The sequence below is a fragment of the Chthonobacter rhizosphaerae genome (assembly GCF_013839525.1).
Taxonomy (GTDB): Bacteria; Pseudomonadota; Alphaproteobacteria; order Rhizobiales; family Pleomorphomonadaceae; genus Chthonobacter; species Chthonobacter rhizosphaerae.
In genome coordinates this window covers 18,167-31,412 of sequence record NZ_JACDIS010000005.1, presented here as the reverse complement: position 1 = coordinate 31,412, position 13,246 = coordinate 18,167, and the positions used below count along the sequence as shown (strand labels likewise).

General features: G+C 68.1%; 14 protein-coding genes. 6 read left to right on the top strand and 8 right to left on the bottom strand.

Annotated elements, in window-relative coordinates; translation table 11 throughout:
* Positions 1–38 precede the first annotated feature (38 nt).
* The 3 genes from HND91_RS10250 to HND91_RS10240 form a co-directional block, all read right to left on the bottom strand.
* Positions 39–785 (bottom strand): Crp/Fnr family transcriptional regulator, encoded by a 747-nt coding sequence (locus HND91_RS10250; protein WP_343057281.1) that lies wholly within the window; start codon positions 783–785, stop codon positions 39–41.
* Between the two features lie 228 nt (positions 786–1,013).
* Entirely contained in the window at positions 1,014–1,289 is a 276-nt protein-coding gene (locus HND91_RS10245; RefSeq protein ID WP_181706481.1) for a hypothetical protein, read from the bottom strand.
* Between the two features lie 14 nt (positions 1,290–1,303).
* Positions 1,304–1,588, bottom strand: coding sequence for a hypothetical protein (locus HND91_RS10240; protein WP_181706480.1), 285 nt, complete (start codon positions 1,586–1,588; stop codon positions 1,304–1,306).
* Positions 1,589–2,290: 702 nt separating this feature from the next.
* Here HND91_RS10240 and HND91_RS10235 point away from each other — a divergent pair.
* The 6 genes from HND91_RS10235 (at position 2,291) to HND91_RS10210 (ending at position 8,687) form a co-directional block, all read left to right on the top strand.
* Positions 2,291–3,004: a FadR/GntR family transcriptional regulator gene (locus tag HND91_RS10235; protein WP_181706479.1), complete on the top strand. Its 714-nt coding sequence runs from the start codon at positions 2,291–2,293 to the stop codon at positions 3,002–3,004.
* Entirely contained in the window at positions 3,001–4,203 is a 1,203-nt protein-coding gene (locus HND91_RS10230; protein ID WP_181706478.1) for a PLP-dependent transferase, read from the top strand. Before HND91_RS10235 ends, HND91_RS10230 begins: the two co-directional genes overlap by 4 nt.
* A 103-nt stretch (positions 4,204–4,306) precedes the next feature.
* Positions 4,307–5,569, top strand: a complete 1,263-nt coding sequence (locus HND91_RS10225; RefSeq protein ID WP_181706794.1) for an extracellular solute-binding protein — start codon at positions 4,307–4,309, stop codon at positions 5,567–5,569.
* A 262-nt stretch (positions 5,570–5,831) separates the two neighbouring features.
* Positions 5,832–6,752, top strand: coding sequence for a carbohydrate ABC transporter permease (locus HND91_RS10220; protein WP_181706477.1), 921 nt, complete (start codon positions 5,832–5,834; stop codon positions 6,750–6,752).
* Between the two features lie 7 nt (positions 6,753–6,759).
* Positions 6,760–7,590: a carbohydrate ABC transporter permease gene (locus HND91_RS10215; RefSeq protein ID WP_181706476.1), complete on the top strand. Its 831-nt coding sequence runs from the start codon at positions 6,760–6,762 to the stop codon at positions 7,588–7,590.
* Positions 7,591–7,601: 11 nt separating this feature from the next.
* A complete protein-coding gene (locus HND91_RS10210; RefSeq protein ID WP_181706475.1) occupies positions 7,602–8,687 on the top strand; it encodes an ABC transporter ATP-binding protein in 1,086 nt (361 codons plus the stop codon).
* A gap of 20 nt (positions 8,688–8,707) precedes the next feature.
* Here the strand turns inward: HND91_RS10210 and HND91_RS10205 are convergent, their stop codons facing one another.
* The 5 genes from HND91_RS10205 to HND91_RS10185 are packed head-to-tail and all read right to left on the bottom strand — an operon-like array spanning position 8,708 to position 13,209.
* Complete coding sequence (locus HND91_RS10205; protein WP_181706474.1) at positions 8,708–9,070, bottom strand: cupin domain-containing protein; 363 nt, start codon at positions 9,068–9,070, stop codon at positions 8,708–8,710.
* Positions 9,071–9,090: 20 nt separating this feature from the next.
* Positions 9,091–10,476, bottom strand: coding sequence for an NAD(P)/FAD-dependent oxidoreductase (locus HND91_RS10200; RefSeq protein WP_181706473.1), 1,386 nt, complete (start codon positions 10,474–10,476; stop codon positions 9,091–9,093).
* Between the two features lie 17 nt (positions 10,477–10,493).
* On the bottom strand, positions 10,494–11,618 hold the full coding sequence (locus HND91_RS10195) for an ABC transporter ATP-binding protein (protein ID WP_181706472.1): 1,125 nt from the start codon (positions 11,616–11,618) through the stop codon (positions 10,494–10,496).
* Entirely contained in the window at positions 11,618–12,409 is a 792-nt protein-coding gene (locus tag HND91_RS10190) for an ABC transporter permease (RefSeq protein ID WP_181706471.1), read from the bottom strand. The genes HND91_RS10195 and HND91_RS10190 overlap by 1 nt, the downstream gene beginning before the upstream one ends.
* On the bottom strand, positions 12,409–13,209 hold the full coding sequence (locus HND91_RS10185) for an ABC transporter permease (RefSeq protein WP_246329427.1): 801 nt from the start codon (positions 13,207–13,209) through the stop codon (positions 12,409–12,411). Before HND91_RS10185 ends, HND91_RS10190 begins: the two co-directional genes overlap by 1 nt.
* Positions 13,210–13,246 lie beyond the last annotated feature (37 nt).

Genomic DNA, 13,246 nt, shown 5'->3' with positions numbered 1-13,246 from the left:
GTGACGGTGCGCGGACACCTTGGTCGGGCCGGGGCGGATCACGCCGCCGGCCGGTTTTCCTTCACGTGCAGATAGGTAGCGTCGAAATCCGCCACGGCGACCAGCCGGTCCCAGTCGGGCACGGTGAGCCAGCCCTGGTCCAGCACGATGTGCCCGTCCGAGCGCAGCGCCTGCAGCACGCGGTTCACGTGAACGGCGGTCATGCCGAGCGCGTCGGCCAGTTCCGTCTGGGTGATCGGAAACGCGCAGCGGTCCTCCTCCACCAGGCCCACCGCCCGCTTGCGGGCCACCAGTTCGCAGAACAGGTGGGCCATGCGGCTGTAGCCTTCCCGCTGCCCGATGCTCGTCATCCAGGCCCGGAAGATGGCCGCGTCCACCAGGGTGCTCCGCCAGAGCGCCGCCGCGATCCGCGGAAAGCGCGTGCAGACGTCCCGGAGCACGGCGTGCTGGACGAAGCCGAGCGTGCACGGCGTCAGGGTGGAGAGGCTGTTGTCCATCTCCTCCAGAAGCAGGCTCTGAAGGTCGGGCGTGTCGCCCATGATGCCGAACGAGACGATCTGCCGCCGGCCCTTGGACGTGGACACGTACGTGGCCGTCATGCCTTCCAGGATGATGCAGGACCGGGACGGGCTGTCGCCCACCCGCACCACGTCCTGGTCGGCGCGCAGGGTCGCCACCTGCATGGGCATGGACAGGATGGCGGCCTTTTCGTCGTCCGCCAGAGCGAAGATGCTCTCCAGCTTCTGGACGAGCGGATGGGCGTCGAAGACATGGGAAGGGGCCACAGCGCTGCTCCCAATTACGGCGGGAGCACATCGAGCGCGTCTCTCAGCCACCGGCGCCGCGTTCGCCATGCCGATGATAGGCAAGTTATACACCAAAGATTACGATCCACCACTAACATATGTTTGGCTTGGCATCCTGCCGGGCCGGACCGCCCGGCGCCCGCCCCGAAAACGAAGCCGGGCTCCAAGGCCCGGCTTCTCGCCTTCGCGTCGTGGCCGAAGGTCGTCTCAGTGGCCGCGGCCCGGTCCCGTGGTCTTGCCGGTGTCGCCCACCCGGGCGCCATGGCTGCGGCCGACGTTCTCGGTCCACGTGCCCTCCTTGCCGAGCCGGGTGTCCGTGTAGCCCATCTGGGCCCCGTGGACGCCATTGTCATGGGCCTCGGTGTGCTCCGGCGTGGTGGTCTGCGGCCCGGCCGCCTCTTTCATCTTAAGGGCCTTCTCCATGTTGGCGACCATGGGCTTGTCCCGATGCTTGGCGATGAAGTTCTTGATGCCCTGGAACATGATCTGGTCCCTTCTCAGCGTCCGCCGTGGCCGCGGTTCTGGTGGTCGTTCTCGACGCCCTTGTTGGCTTGCTCCTGGCCCTGCTGCCTGGGGCCGCCGCCGGCGCCGTCACCGCCGCCGTTGTGCGAACTGATGCTGTTGTTGCGCCGGTCCGCGCCGGACCGGTCGATCTGGCCGCCTTCGGTGTCGCCCTGGTGGCCCTGAGCGGACGGATTGTGGTCCTGCTCGCCGGTCGCCTGGCCGGTCGGCACGTGACCCTTCATCTTCTCGCTGCGATTGTTGTGGTTCCGCGTCGTCATGTGGCCTCCGCGTCATGCTTGCCATCCCCATTAAAACGCTCGTCGGACTCATGGTTCCCGATCGCCGGAGAAGCCCCCTTCTGCAGAACCGTTTATGTCGGACAAATTGACCGCAAGAGCTTCGCGACAAAGCCACGACACGCCGTCCCTCGCGCGGTCACCCCGTCCTCGGTGAACACCCGTCCTGGACCGGCCCGCCGACCGGTCCGGACGGCGCTCCGGGCGCCGGCGCACGCCCGCGGTCTCGCCGACTCCCCCGCCCGACGACAATCCCACATGCGCCGTTCGCCACACGCTCCCGCCAATCGGCGGAAATCCGCCATGTCCGGCCGGCTGTCCGCCGCCGCCGATCCCGACATCCGCCACGACACACCCACGTGTGGAGCGGGGATGATTAGGGTCTCTTATGGGGTTGTTCCCCGGGCGTGGCCGATCCGGCCCGGCCCGGCGCCCTCGCCATGATCTTCAGAATACCATGGCGCTCGCTGGCGGAGACTTCCGCCGGGCGCACGAATACTCTGCCGCGCTCCCGCCCGTGATGCTCCGCTCCGTCCACCGGAAAGGCCCGCCGCCGCCCCCGAAGCCCCTTGACGTGCAGGGCTCATACTGAAAAGCTGGCAGATGTCAGACCAATTTCAGCGGCGATCAGAGCGGGCAGCCAAGCTCGCCGGCCGGGTCGGCGGGCAGAGGGAGGGGGGTATCATGGCCGATGGACATGCCGCGTTGGCGCCCCTGCCCCGGCCCGATCGGGCGGCTTCGGTGATGAAGGCGGTGGCCGATTTCGTCCATCGGGCCGGGCTGAAGCCCGGCGACAAGCTGCCCACGGAGCGGGAGCTCTGCGCCGCCCTCGACGTCGGCCGGTCGACGGTCCGCGAGGTCATCCGCCAGCTCCAGGCCCTTGGAATCGTGGAGTCCCGCAAGGGCAGCGGCACCTATCTCCTGCGCATGGTGTCGGCCGGCACCGTCCACGTGCCGCTCACCTTCGACACCACCCATCTGCGCGACGTCCTCCTCCAGACCCTCGACGTCCGCCGCGGCGTGGAGGCCGAAGCCAGCGTCATCGCGGCCCGCCGACGGACGCCGGAGGATCTTCGGGTCATCGAGGAGAAGCTCGACGAGATGGAGCGGGTGCACCTGGAGAAGGGCACCGCCGGCCGCGAGGACCTCGCCTTCCACCTTGCGATCTACGACGCCACCCACAACCCGTTGTTCCGCCAGCTTCTCGAGCAGATGCGCGAAGCGTTCGAGCGGTTCTGGGACAAGCCCTTCGACCGGCCGGACTTCGCCCGCCGGTCCTTTCCGTTCCACCGCCAGCTGTTCGACGCCATCCGCGACGGCGACGAGGCGGCGGCGCGGGCCACAACCATCGCCATCCTCGACATCGTGGAAGAGGACATCAAGGACATGTCTCGATGACCCCGGACGATCCCTTCGACCTCGCCCGGCTGACCGTCGCCCATGACGAGGCGCACGCCTTCGACGCGGTGGTGCCGCCGATCGTGCAGACCTCGCTGTTCACCTTCTCGTCCTATGCCGAGATGGAGGAGACCTATCGCGGCCTGAAGGTCCGCCCGACCTACACCCGCGGCCTGAACCCGACCGTGCGCCTGTTCGAGGAGATGATCGCGCGCCTGGAAGGCGCCGAGGATGCCATTGGTTTTGCGAGCGGAATGGCCGGCATCTCGTCCACCGTGCTGACCTTCCTGAAGCCCGGCGACCGCATGGTCTGCGTGAAGCACTGCTACCCGGACGCCTATCGGCTGTTCCAGACGCTGCTCGCTGGGCTCGGCATCCAGGTCGACTACGTGGACGGCCTCGACGAGGCGGCGGTCGCGGACGCCCTGTCCGGCGCGAAGCTCCTCTACCTGGAGAGCCCGACCAGCTGGACCATGGAGGCCCATGACGTGGGCGCGCTCGCGGCGCTCGCCAGGCGTCACGGCGTTCTCACCGTGATCGACAATTCCTGGGCGACGCCGGTCTTCCAGCGCCCGCTGTCGCTCGGCGTCGACATCGTGCTGCACTCCGCGTCCAAGTACATCGGCGGCCATTCCGACGTGGTCGCCGGCGTCGTCGCCGGGTCGGCGGACCTGATCCGGCGGATCCGCCAGACGACCTATCCCTATCTCGGCGGCAAGCTCTCGCCGTTCGACGCCTGGCTGCTGATCCGGGGCCTCAGGACCCTGCCGATCCGCATGAAGGCGCACGAGGCGGACGCGCTCGCGGTCGCCCGCTGGCTGCGCGAGCAGCCGCTGGTGGAGGCGGTCCTGCATCCCGGCCTCGCCAACGGGCTCCCGCCGGGGCTCGTTGGAACGTCGGGCCTTTTCAGCTTCCGGTTCCGCGACGGCGTCGACATTCCGGCCTTCGCGGACGCGCTCGCCCTGTTCAAGCTCGGCGTCAGCTGGGGTGGCCACGAGAGCCTCGTGGTCCCGGCCGAGGTCGTGCGCAAGCAGGCGGCCGGCCCCAATTCGGCGATCGACTTCGGCGTCGACGCCCGGGTCGTCCGCCTTCACGTCGGCCTGGAGGGCGCCGACGCCCTCGTCGCCGATCTCGCCGCGGCGATCGAGGTCGCCTCGGCTGGAGCGTCTTCCGACCTGACGGGGACGTCAGGGCGATGAGACATCGCTCCGGAACGACCAGTGTGGAGCCTTCGCTCGAAGACGGCTCCAGGACCTGACCCTCACAAAAAGCATCCAAAGGGACGGAAGGGGACACGCAATGATCAAGTCGCTGATCGCCGCATCCGTGGCGGCCGTGCTGATGACCGGCACGGCGCTCGCGGACACCACGCTGAAGCTCGTCGAAGTCATTACCAGCCCGGAGCGCACCGAGACGCTTCGCGGCATCGTGAAGACCTTCGAGGAAGCCAACCCGGGCACCACGGTCGAGATCATCTCGCTGCCCTGGAACGAGGCGTTCGAGAAGTTCGCCACCATGTACTCGGCCGGGGAGATCCCCGACGTCATGGAGATGCCCGACACCTGGCTCGCCCTCTACGGCAACAACGGCGCGCTGGAGGACCTGGAGCCCTACCTGAAGGACTGGGAGCACACCGCGGACCTGTCCGACCGGGCGCTGGAGTTCGGCCGCCAGGTGGGTGGCAAGACCTACATGCTGCCCTACGGCTTCTATCTCCGGGCCATGTTCTACAACAAGAAGCTTCTCCAGGAGGCAGGTGTCGCCGAGCCGCCGAAGACGCTCGACGAGTTCATGGAGGCGTCCAAGAAGGTTTCGGCGCTGCCGGGCAAGTATGGCTACTGTCTTCGTGGCGGACCGGGCGGCCTCAACGGCTGGATGATGTTCGGCGCCTCGATGGCCGGCAGCGACCAGCTGTTCAAGGAGGACGGAACCTCCACCTTCGCCGATCCGGGCTGGGTAAACGGCCTGAAATACTTGGTTGATCTTTACAGGAACGGCTACGCCCCCAAGGACAGCGTCAACTGGGGCTTCAACGATATCGTCGCCGGCTTCTATTCCGGCACCTGCGCCTTCCTGGACCAGGACCCGGACGCGCTGATCGCCATCGCCGAACGGATGAACCCGGACGACTACGGCGTCACCACGATGCCCAAGGGCCCGGACGGAAAAACGTTTCCGACCATAGGCTTCGCCGGCTGGTCGATGCTCGCCAACTCGGCCGAGAAGGACCTCGCCTGGAAGCTGATCGCGACCCTCGAGGGTCCGGAAGGCAACATCGCCTGGAACAAGCGCACCGGCGCCCTGCCGGCCCTGACCTCCGCGTCCAAGGACCCGCACTTCGCGACGCCGCAGTTCGAAGGCTGGTTCAAGGAGCTGGCGGACCCGGACGCGAAGCCGCTCTCCATGCCGACGTACTTGGAAGAGTTCGCCTACTTCAAGGACAGCCTCGTCATCAAGACGAGCCAGCAGGCTCTTCTCGGCGAAATCACGCCCGAAGATCTCGCCCGGCAGTGGGCGGACTACATGACCGCCGCCCAGCAGAAGTGGCTCGCCAACAAGAAGTGAGCGGATGCTTGCGCCAACCCTTCCCCCTGCTCGCAGGGGGAAGGACGACGCGTCCGCGCTCATGGCCGCGCGGCCGATCCTTCCCCTCAGGGGAAGGTGGCCCGAAGGGCCGGAAGGGGTCGTCTTCCTCTCCCTGCCAAATCGGTCCGCGTGAACATGGCCCCGGCCGACGAAAAGAAACACGACCCCTTCCGCCTGGCTTCGCTCGGCACCTTTCCTTGAGGGAAGGATCGATCAAGTCACTGGCAAACGGACCGATTTCATGACCGCCTTCGTGGCCTCGCGCCGACGCCCCTTCCTGCAACGCCTCGCCGACGCCAGCGAGCCGTGGCTCTACACGGCGCCCGCGCTGATCCTGATCGTGGCGGTCATGCTGGTGCCGCTGGTGCTCGGCGTGTCCTACGCCTTCCGGGACATCAAGCTCCTGAACCCGTTCGGCGGCGGGTTCGTCGGGCTGAAGCATTTCGAGGCCCTGGCGACAGACCAGGCGTTCCGCACCGCGCTCGTGAATACTTTGTGGTGGACGGGCGCGTCGGTGCTGATTCAGTTCGTCTTCGGCCTCATCCTGGCTCTCCTCCTGAACCAGCCGTTCCGCGGCCGCGCGATCGCGCAGGCGCTCTGCTTCCTGCCCTGGGCGGTGCCGAGCTTCCTCACCGGCCTTGATTGGGCTTGGCTGTTCAACCCGGTGATCGGCCCGCTGCCGCACTGGTTCGTCGCCCTCGGGCTGATGGAGACGCCGCAGAGCATCCTGTCCGACCCGGATCTCGCCATGTGGGGCCCGATCGCCGCCAACGTCTGGTGGGGCATCCCGTTCTTCGCCATCACGCTGCTCGCGGCCCTGCAGGCGATCCCCAAGGACCTCTACGAGGCCGCCGCCATCGACGGCGCCGGGCCGATCGAGCGCTTCCGCTCGATCACCCTGCCCTTCCTCGCCCCGACCATCGCGATCACGATCCTCCTCAGGACCGTATGGATCTCCAACTTCGCCGATCTCATCGTGGTGATGACCAACGGCGGCCCGGCGGACCGCACCCAGATCGTGGCGAGCTACATCTTCACGACGGCCTTCCGGCGGCTCGACTTCGGCTACGCCTCGGCGATCGCCCTCGTCCTCCTCGTCCTGCTGCTCGCCTATTCCATGCTGATCGTGCTGCTGCGGCAGTCGTTGCTGAAGCGAGGCTGATCCCCGCATGCGCCGCAATCCCGTCCTCACCGTCCTCCACCGCCTTGCGATCGGCCTCTACATCGCCTTCGCGCTATTCCCGCTCTATTGGTTGCTGAAGGTGAGCGTGACGCCCAACGACCTCCTCTATTCGGAGGGCGTGCGCCTGTGGCCGTCCCGCACGAGCTTCGAGCACTACGCCTTCGTGATCGCCAACAGCGAGTTCCCGCGCTTCTTCCTCAACAGCTTCATCGTCTCCGGGTCCACCGCCGTGATCGTCACCATCGTGGCCGCGGTCGCCGGCTACGCCCTGTCGCGCTTCGCCTTCCGGGGCAAGTATTGGATCACGGCGCTGATGCTTTTGACGCAAATGTTTCCGCTTGTGATGTTGATCGCGCCGATGTTCAAGATCCTGTCGCCGCTCGGCCTCACCAATAGCCTGACCGGACTGATCGTCGTCTACACGGCCTTCAACGTGCCGTTCGCGACCTTCCTGATGCAGTCCTTCTTCGACGGCATTCCGCGCGACCTGGAGGAGGCCGCCATGATCGACGGCGCAACCCGCTTCGTCGCCTTCCGGCAGATCATTTTGCCGCTGACGCTGCCCGGCATCGCGGCGACGCTCGGCTTCGTGTTCACCGCCGCCTGGAGCGAACTCCTGTTCGCCCTGATGCTGATCTCCGGCAACGCGGCGGCGACCTTCCCGGTGGGGCTCCTCTCCTTCGTGTCCAAGTTCTCGGTGGACTTCGGGCAGATGATGGCCGCCGGCATCCTGGCGCTCATCCCCGCCGCCCTCTTCTTCCTCTTGATCCAGCGCTATCTCGTGCAGGGCCTGACGGCCGGCGCGGTGAAGGGCTGAGGAGACCCCGCATGGCCGCCATCGACATCAAGTCCGCCCGCAAGGCCTACGGAGCCGTGAACGTGCTCCACGGCGTCGATCTGGCGATCGGCGACGGCGAGTTCGTCGTGCTCGTCGGCCCGTCCGGCTGCGGAAAATCGACCTTGCTGCGCATGATCGCCGGGCTGGAGGAGATCACGTCCGGCGAGATCGCGATCGGCGGCAGGCGGGTGAACGACCTGCAACCGAAGGACCGGGACATCGCCATGGTGTTCCAGTCCTATGCGCTCTACCCGCACATGACCGTCGCGGAGAACATGAGCTACAGCTTGAAGCTCCGCCGCACGCCGAAGGAGCGGATCGCCGCCGCCATCACGGCGGCGGCCGGCAAGCTCGGCCTCGACCAGCTGACGGAGCGCCGCCCGAAGGCCCTCTCCGGCGGTCAGCGCCAGCGCGTCGCCATGGGCCGCGCGATCGTGCGCAGCCCCAAGGCCTTCCTGTTCGACGAGCCGCTCTCCAACCTGGACGCGCGCCTGCGCGAACAGATGCGCGTGGAGATTAAGAGGCTGCACAAGGATCTCGGGGCGACCTCGATCTACGTGACCCACGACCAGATCGAGGCGATGACGCTCGCGGACCGGATCGTGGCCATGAACGGCGGCGTGGTGCAGCAGGTCGGCAGCCCGCTCGACCTCTACGACCGGCCGGCCAATCTCTTCGTCGCCGGCTTCATCGGGTCGCCCGCCATGAACATGATCCCCGCTACCTACCGGCTGGCGAATGGCACTGGTGTCGCGGAGGTCGCGGGCGGCCACCGCCTTCCGCTCGCCGGATCCTTCCCGGTGCCGGACGGGACCGCGGTGGTGATCGGCGTCCGGCCGGAGCACGTCACCGTTTCGCCGCCGGGCAGCGGCGGACTGCGCACCGGCGTGGATCTCGTCGAGCCAACCGGGTTCGGCTCCATCCTCCACCTCGCGCCCTTCGGCCAGCCTATCAAGGCCTTCTCCCTCGACCGCTCGCTCGGCCGGGACGGGGCCGCGGTGGACGTGACCTTCGATCCCGCCCGGCTCCACGTGTTCGCCGAGGCCGACGGGCGGCGGATGGACCCGGCCGGCTGACGGTCGAGCCTCGGCCGCCGTCAGGCGGCTGGCGCCTGGTGCATGATGTAGAGCTTGCGGGTCGTCTCCACGATCCGCCAGGTTCCGCGCCAACCGACCGGCAGGACGAGAAGATCGCCCGCGCCGAGGTCGCGGGTCTCGCCGTCGAGGGTGGTCATTTCGACCCGGCCGGAGATGATGTGGCACATCTCGGACGTGGTGGATCGGTCGGCCGTGAAGCGGCCGGGGGTGCATTCCCAGACGCCGATCTCGACGGACCCGTCCGGCGAGGTCCAGAGCGTCCGGGCCGCCTCCCGCTGGTCGCCCTCGAAGGAGGTCGGCTTCGGGGCCGGCGCGCCGAGGTCGATCCCGGCCAGATGCTTGAAGGTGTCAAGGTCGATCAAGTGCGCTCTCCGTCCGTGGGTCAGTGTCCGGTGATGCGGTCCGCCAGGGTGGCGAGCCGCGAACTCCGCTTGAGGCCAGCTTCCTCGCGCCGGTCCGCGAGGCCGTAGAGCCGGTACATGGAATGCACGCCGAACCAGCGCAGCGGTTCGGGCTCCCACTGGCGGACCGCCCGGTTCACCCAGGGCAGCGAGGTCAGGTCCGTGTCGTGGCCGAGCACCAGATCGCGCAAGGTGCGGCCGGCGAGGTTGGAGCTGGAGACGCCGAGCCCCACATAGCCGCCAGCCCAGCCCATGCCGGTGCGCGGGTCGAATCCCACGGTCGTGCACCAGTCGCGCGGAACGCCGAGGACGCCGCACCAGGCGTGGTCGATCCTGAGGTGGCGGGTCTGGGGCAGCAACCGGACCAGGATGGCGTGGAGCTGGTCGATCGTCGCCTGCTGGGTCTGGCCGCGGACATCCGTGCGGGAGCCGAAGCGATAGGGAACGCCTCGTCCGCCCATGGCGATGCGGCCCTCGCGGGTGCGCTGGGCGTAGCAATAGGTGTGCGCCGCGTCGCCGAGGAGTTCGTGGCCGCTCCAGCCGATCTCCCGCCAGAGCGCGTCCGGCAGCGGTTCCGTCATGATCTGGGCGCTGTTGAGCGGCAGCCAGTTGCGCTTCTGGCCGGGCAGGCCGGCGGTGAAGCCCTCGGTCGCCCGGATGACGACCGGCGCCCGGACCACGCCCCGGTCCGTCGTCACGCGGCCGGTCTCGATCTGAAGGGCGGCGGTCCGCTCGTAGATCGCGACGCCGAGGCGCTCGACGACCGACGCGAGCCCCTGCACCAGCTTGGCCGGCTGCACCCGCGCGGTGCCGTGCACCACCATGGCGCCGAGGATGTTGTGGATGTTGATGCGGGACCGCGCCTCCTCGGCCCCGATCAGGTCGATCCGGTCGGCCGGCGTGTCCCAGCTCCGCGCCTCGTCGTACATGGCCCGGACGCGCTCCAGCTGGGGCGCGTTGGTGGCCACGGTCAGCTGGTCGACCCGGCGGATGTCCGCGTCGATCCCCTCCCGCTCGGCGACGGAGACCACCTCGTCAACGGTCCCGGTCATGGCGTTCTGCATGGCGACGACACGGTCGCGGCTGGAGGTCTTCAGGTATTTCTCCCGCGACCAGCCGAACCCGCCGGACAGCCAGCCGCCGTTGCGGCCGGAGGCCCCGAAGCCGGCGAACTCCTTCTCGACGATGGCGATCCGGATCGAGGGCTGCGCGGATTTGAGGTAGTAGGCGGTCCAGAGGCCCGTGTAGCCAGCCCCGACGATGGCCACGTCCACGTCGAGGTCGCCCGAAAGGGGCGCCCTCGGCTTCGGCAGGCCCCCGATGTCCGCGTACCAGAAGGATACGTCGCCATTGACTTTCGGCTGCATGGTCGTCCCGATCGAGCTCAGGTGAGGGTCGTGTCCGCGGACCGGTCGTCCGCCAGAAGCTTGGCGTCCGCCGGCGAAAAGAGGAGATCCACCGGGTCGCCGATGGCGAAGCTCTCGTCGCCGAGCGGCGAGCGGACGATCGCGGTGGAGCCGTCGGCCAGTTCCACCTCGTACTTGCTGCCCGAGCCCAGATAGATGACCTCCGAGATCCGGCCGGCGAGCCGGTTCAGACCGTCGCCGGCGCCGGTCGCGGACCGACGCTGCAGCCGTAGCTTCTCCGGCCGGATCAGCATCACGGGCACGCCGCCGCCGGAGAGGCGCTTGTCGGTGACGACGGTCTCGCCGGCGATGGTGAGGGCCGTGCCCGTGCCGTCGCTCCGGGCCGCGCCGCGCAGCACGGTGCTGTCGCCGATGAAGCGGCCGACGAACAGCGTCGCCGGCTCGTCATAGAGCTGCCGGCCGGTGCCGATCTGCTCCACCCGCCCACCATTGAAGACCGCGATCCGGTCGGAGAGCACCAGCGCTTCCTCCTGGTCGTGCGTCACATAGACGAACGTGGTGCCGAGCTCCCGATGGATGCGCTTGATTTCCAGCTGCAGCCACTCGCGCAGCTTCTTGTCGAGCGCTCCGAGCGGTTCGTCCATGAGGAGGAGCGGCGGATCGAACACGATGGCGCGCGCCAGGGCGACCCGCTGCTGCTGGCCGCCTGAAAGCTCGCTCGGATAGCGGTGGGCGAAGTCGGTCATCTTGACCATCTCCAGGGCCCGTTTCACCCGCTCGGTCCGCTCCGCCGCCGGAACCCGGCGCAGGCTGAGCGGATAGGCGACGTTCCCGCCGACCGTCATGTGCGGGAAGAGCGCATAGTGCTGGAACACGACGCCGATGTTGCGCTTGTGCGCCGGCACGCCGACGACGCTTTTCCCGCCCACGTCCAGGTGCCCGCCGCTGATGTCCGTGAAGCCGGCGATCAGGTTGAGCGTGGTGGTCTTTCCCGATCCGCTCGGACCCAGGAAGGTCATGAACTCGCCGGGCTCGATATGGAGCGAGACGTCGGAGAGCGCGGCGAACCCGCCATAGTGCTTGCTGACCGACCGGATACCGATGGCCGCGCCGCGGCCGAGGGTTGGAACTGCGGTCGCCATCAGGTCCTCCGCTCACGACCGAACAGGACGAGGCCGAGCCCGATGAGGAGGGTCGTCGCCAGGAACAGGATGGTTCCGACGGCGGCGACCGTGGGATCGGCGTCCCGGGTGATGCTCGAGTAGATCTGAACCGGGAGGGTCTTCAGATACGGGCTGGTGATGAACAGCGACACGATGATCTCGTCGAACGACGTCACGAAGGCGAACAGGAAGCCCGACAGGATGCCGGGCGCGATCAGCGGCATGGTCACCGTTCGGAACGTGGTCCAGCGCCCGGCGCCGAGGCTCGCGGCCGCGAGCTCCAGGCGCTTGTCGAACACCTCCAGGCTGGCCGAGACGGCGATCAGCACGAAGGGGATCGCCAGCATGGTGTGGGCCACCACGAAGCCGAACAGGGTGCCGACGAGGTGCGTGTCCAGGTAGACCGCATAGATCCCGATGCCGAGCACGACACCGGGCACGATCATCGGCGTCAGGAGGATCATCCGCAGCCATCCGGCCGAGGCGCTCTTCATGCGGTCGAGCCCGAAGGCCGCGAGGGTGCCGAGGACGGTGGCCGCGACGGCCACCAGGCTCGCCACCTTCAGCGAATTGAAGAGGCTGGACGACCATTCCGGGTTCGAGAAGAAGTTCGCGTACCAGTCGAGCGTGAAGCCCTTCGGCGGAAAGGCCAGCGACTTGTTCTCGTTGAACGACATCGGCACCACCACCAGGGTGGGCGCCACCAGCCAGAGCGCGACCAGGAGGCAGCAGAGGCCGAGAAGCACGCGCGTGAACGGCGACATGGTCATCAGCGGGCCCCCGTCTTCTTGTGCCGCTGCCGCATCAGCGGCGCCGCGAGGGCGAGGAGGACGAGCGTGGCGACCAGGAGCACGACGCCCATCGCGCCGCCGCGGCCCCACTGGAGCAGGCTGAGGACCTGGGTCTGGACCAGCGTGGACAGCATGGTGCTGCGCGGTCCGCCGAGGAGGGCCGGCGTGATGTAGAAGCCGAGCGCCAGGATGAAGACGATGATCGCCCCCGCGTAGACGCCCGGAAGCGAGAGGGGCAGGTAGACGCTGAAGAAGGCCCGGGATGGGCGGGCGCCGAGGCTGCGCGCCGCCTGCACGAGCCGGAGGTCGATGCCCTTCATGACGGAATACATCGGCAAAATCATGAAGGGCAGCAGGACCTGCGCCATGCCGATCACCACGCCCGTCTGGGTGCGGATGAGCCGGACCGGCGGCAGGCCCAGGCCGCGGAGCGCGGAATTGATGGCGCCGGAGTCCTGGAGAAGCAGGACCCACGACAGGGTGCGGACAACTCCGCTGACCCAGAACGGCACCATGACGCAGAGGATCAGGACCACGCGCAGGGTCGGCCCCACGACGGTCATCACGTAGGCGTACGGATAGGCGCAGAGGACGCAGACGACCGTCACCCAGGCCGAGATGGTGAACGTGCGCTGCAGGACCGTCAGGTTCACCGGCGTGCCGAAGAACCAGGCGTAGTTCTGCAGGCCCCATTCCGGCTGGGAGATGCTGCGCACGGCGATGCTGGCCAGCGGATAGGCCATCACGGCGCAGAGCACCACCAGGGCCGGCAGCACCAGAAGCCAGCCCTCGCGAAAGAGCGCCGCCCGCCCGGCG

What these genes read in the sequence shown, in the direction of transcription:
- HND91_RS10245 (WP_181706481.1), bottom strand. Translation starts at nt 1,289, where the DNA reads ATGTTCCAGGGCATCAAGAACTTCATCGCCAAGCATCGGGACAAGCCC.
- HND91_RS10240 (WP_181706480.1), bottom strand. Translation starts at nt 1,588, where the DNA reads ATGACGACGCGGAACCACAACAATCGCAGCGAGAAGATGAAGGGTCAC.
- HND91_RS10235 (WP_181706479.1), top strand. Translation starts at nt 2,291, where the DNA reads ATGGCCGATGGACATGCCGCGTTGGCGCCCCTGCCCCGGCCCGATCGG.
- HND91_RS10230 (WP_181706478.1), top strand. Translation starts at nt 3,001, where the DNA reads ATGACCCCGGACGATCCCTTCGACCTCGCCCGGCTGACCGTCGCCCAT.
- HND91_RS10220 (WP_181706477.1), top strand. Translation starts at nt 5,832, where the DNA reads ATGACCGCCTTCGTGGCCTCGCGCCGACGCCCCTTCCTGCAACGCCTC.
- HND91_RS10215 (WP_181706476.1), top strand. Translation starts at nt 6,760, where the DNA reads ATGCGCCGCAATCCCGTCCTCACCGTCCTCCACCGCCTTGCGATCGGC.
- HND91_RS10210 (WP_181706475.1), top strand. Translation starts at nt 7,602, where the DNA reads ATGGCCGCCATCGACATCAAGTCCGCCCGCAAGGCCTACGGAGCCGTG.
- HND91_RS10200 (WP_181706473.1), bottom strand. Translation starts at nt 10,476, where the DNA reads ATGCAGCCGAAAGTCAATGGCGACGTATCCTTCTGGTACGCGGACATC.
- HND91_RS10195 (WP_181706472.1), bottom strand. Translation starts at nt 11,618, where the DNA reads ATGGCGACCGCAGTTCCAACCCTCGGCCGCGGCGCGGCCATCGGTATC.
- HND91_RS10190 (WP_181706471.1), bottom strand. Translation starts at nt 12,409, where the DNA reads ATGACCATGTCGCCGTTCACGCGCGTGCTTCTCGGCCTCTGCTGCCTC.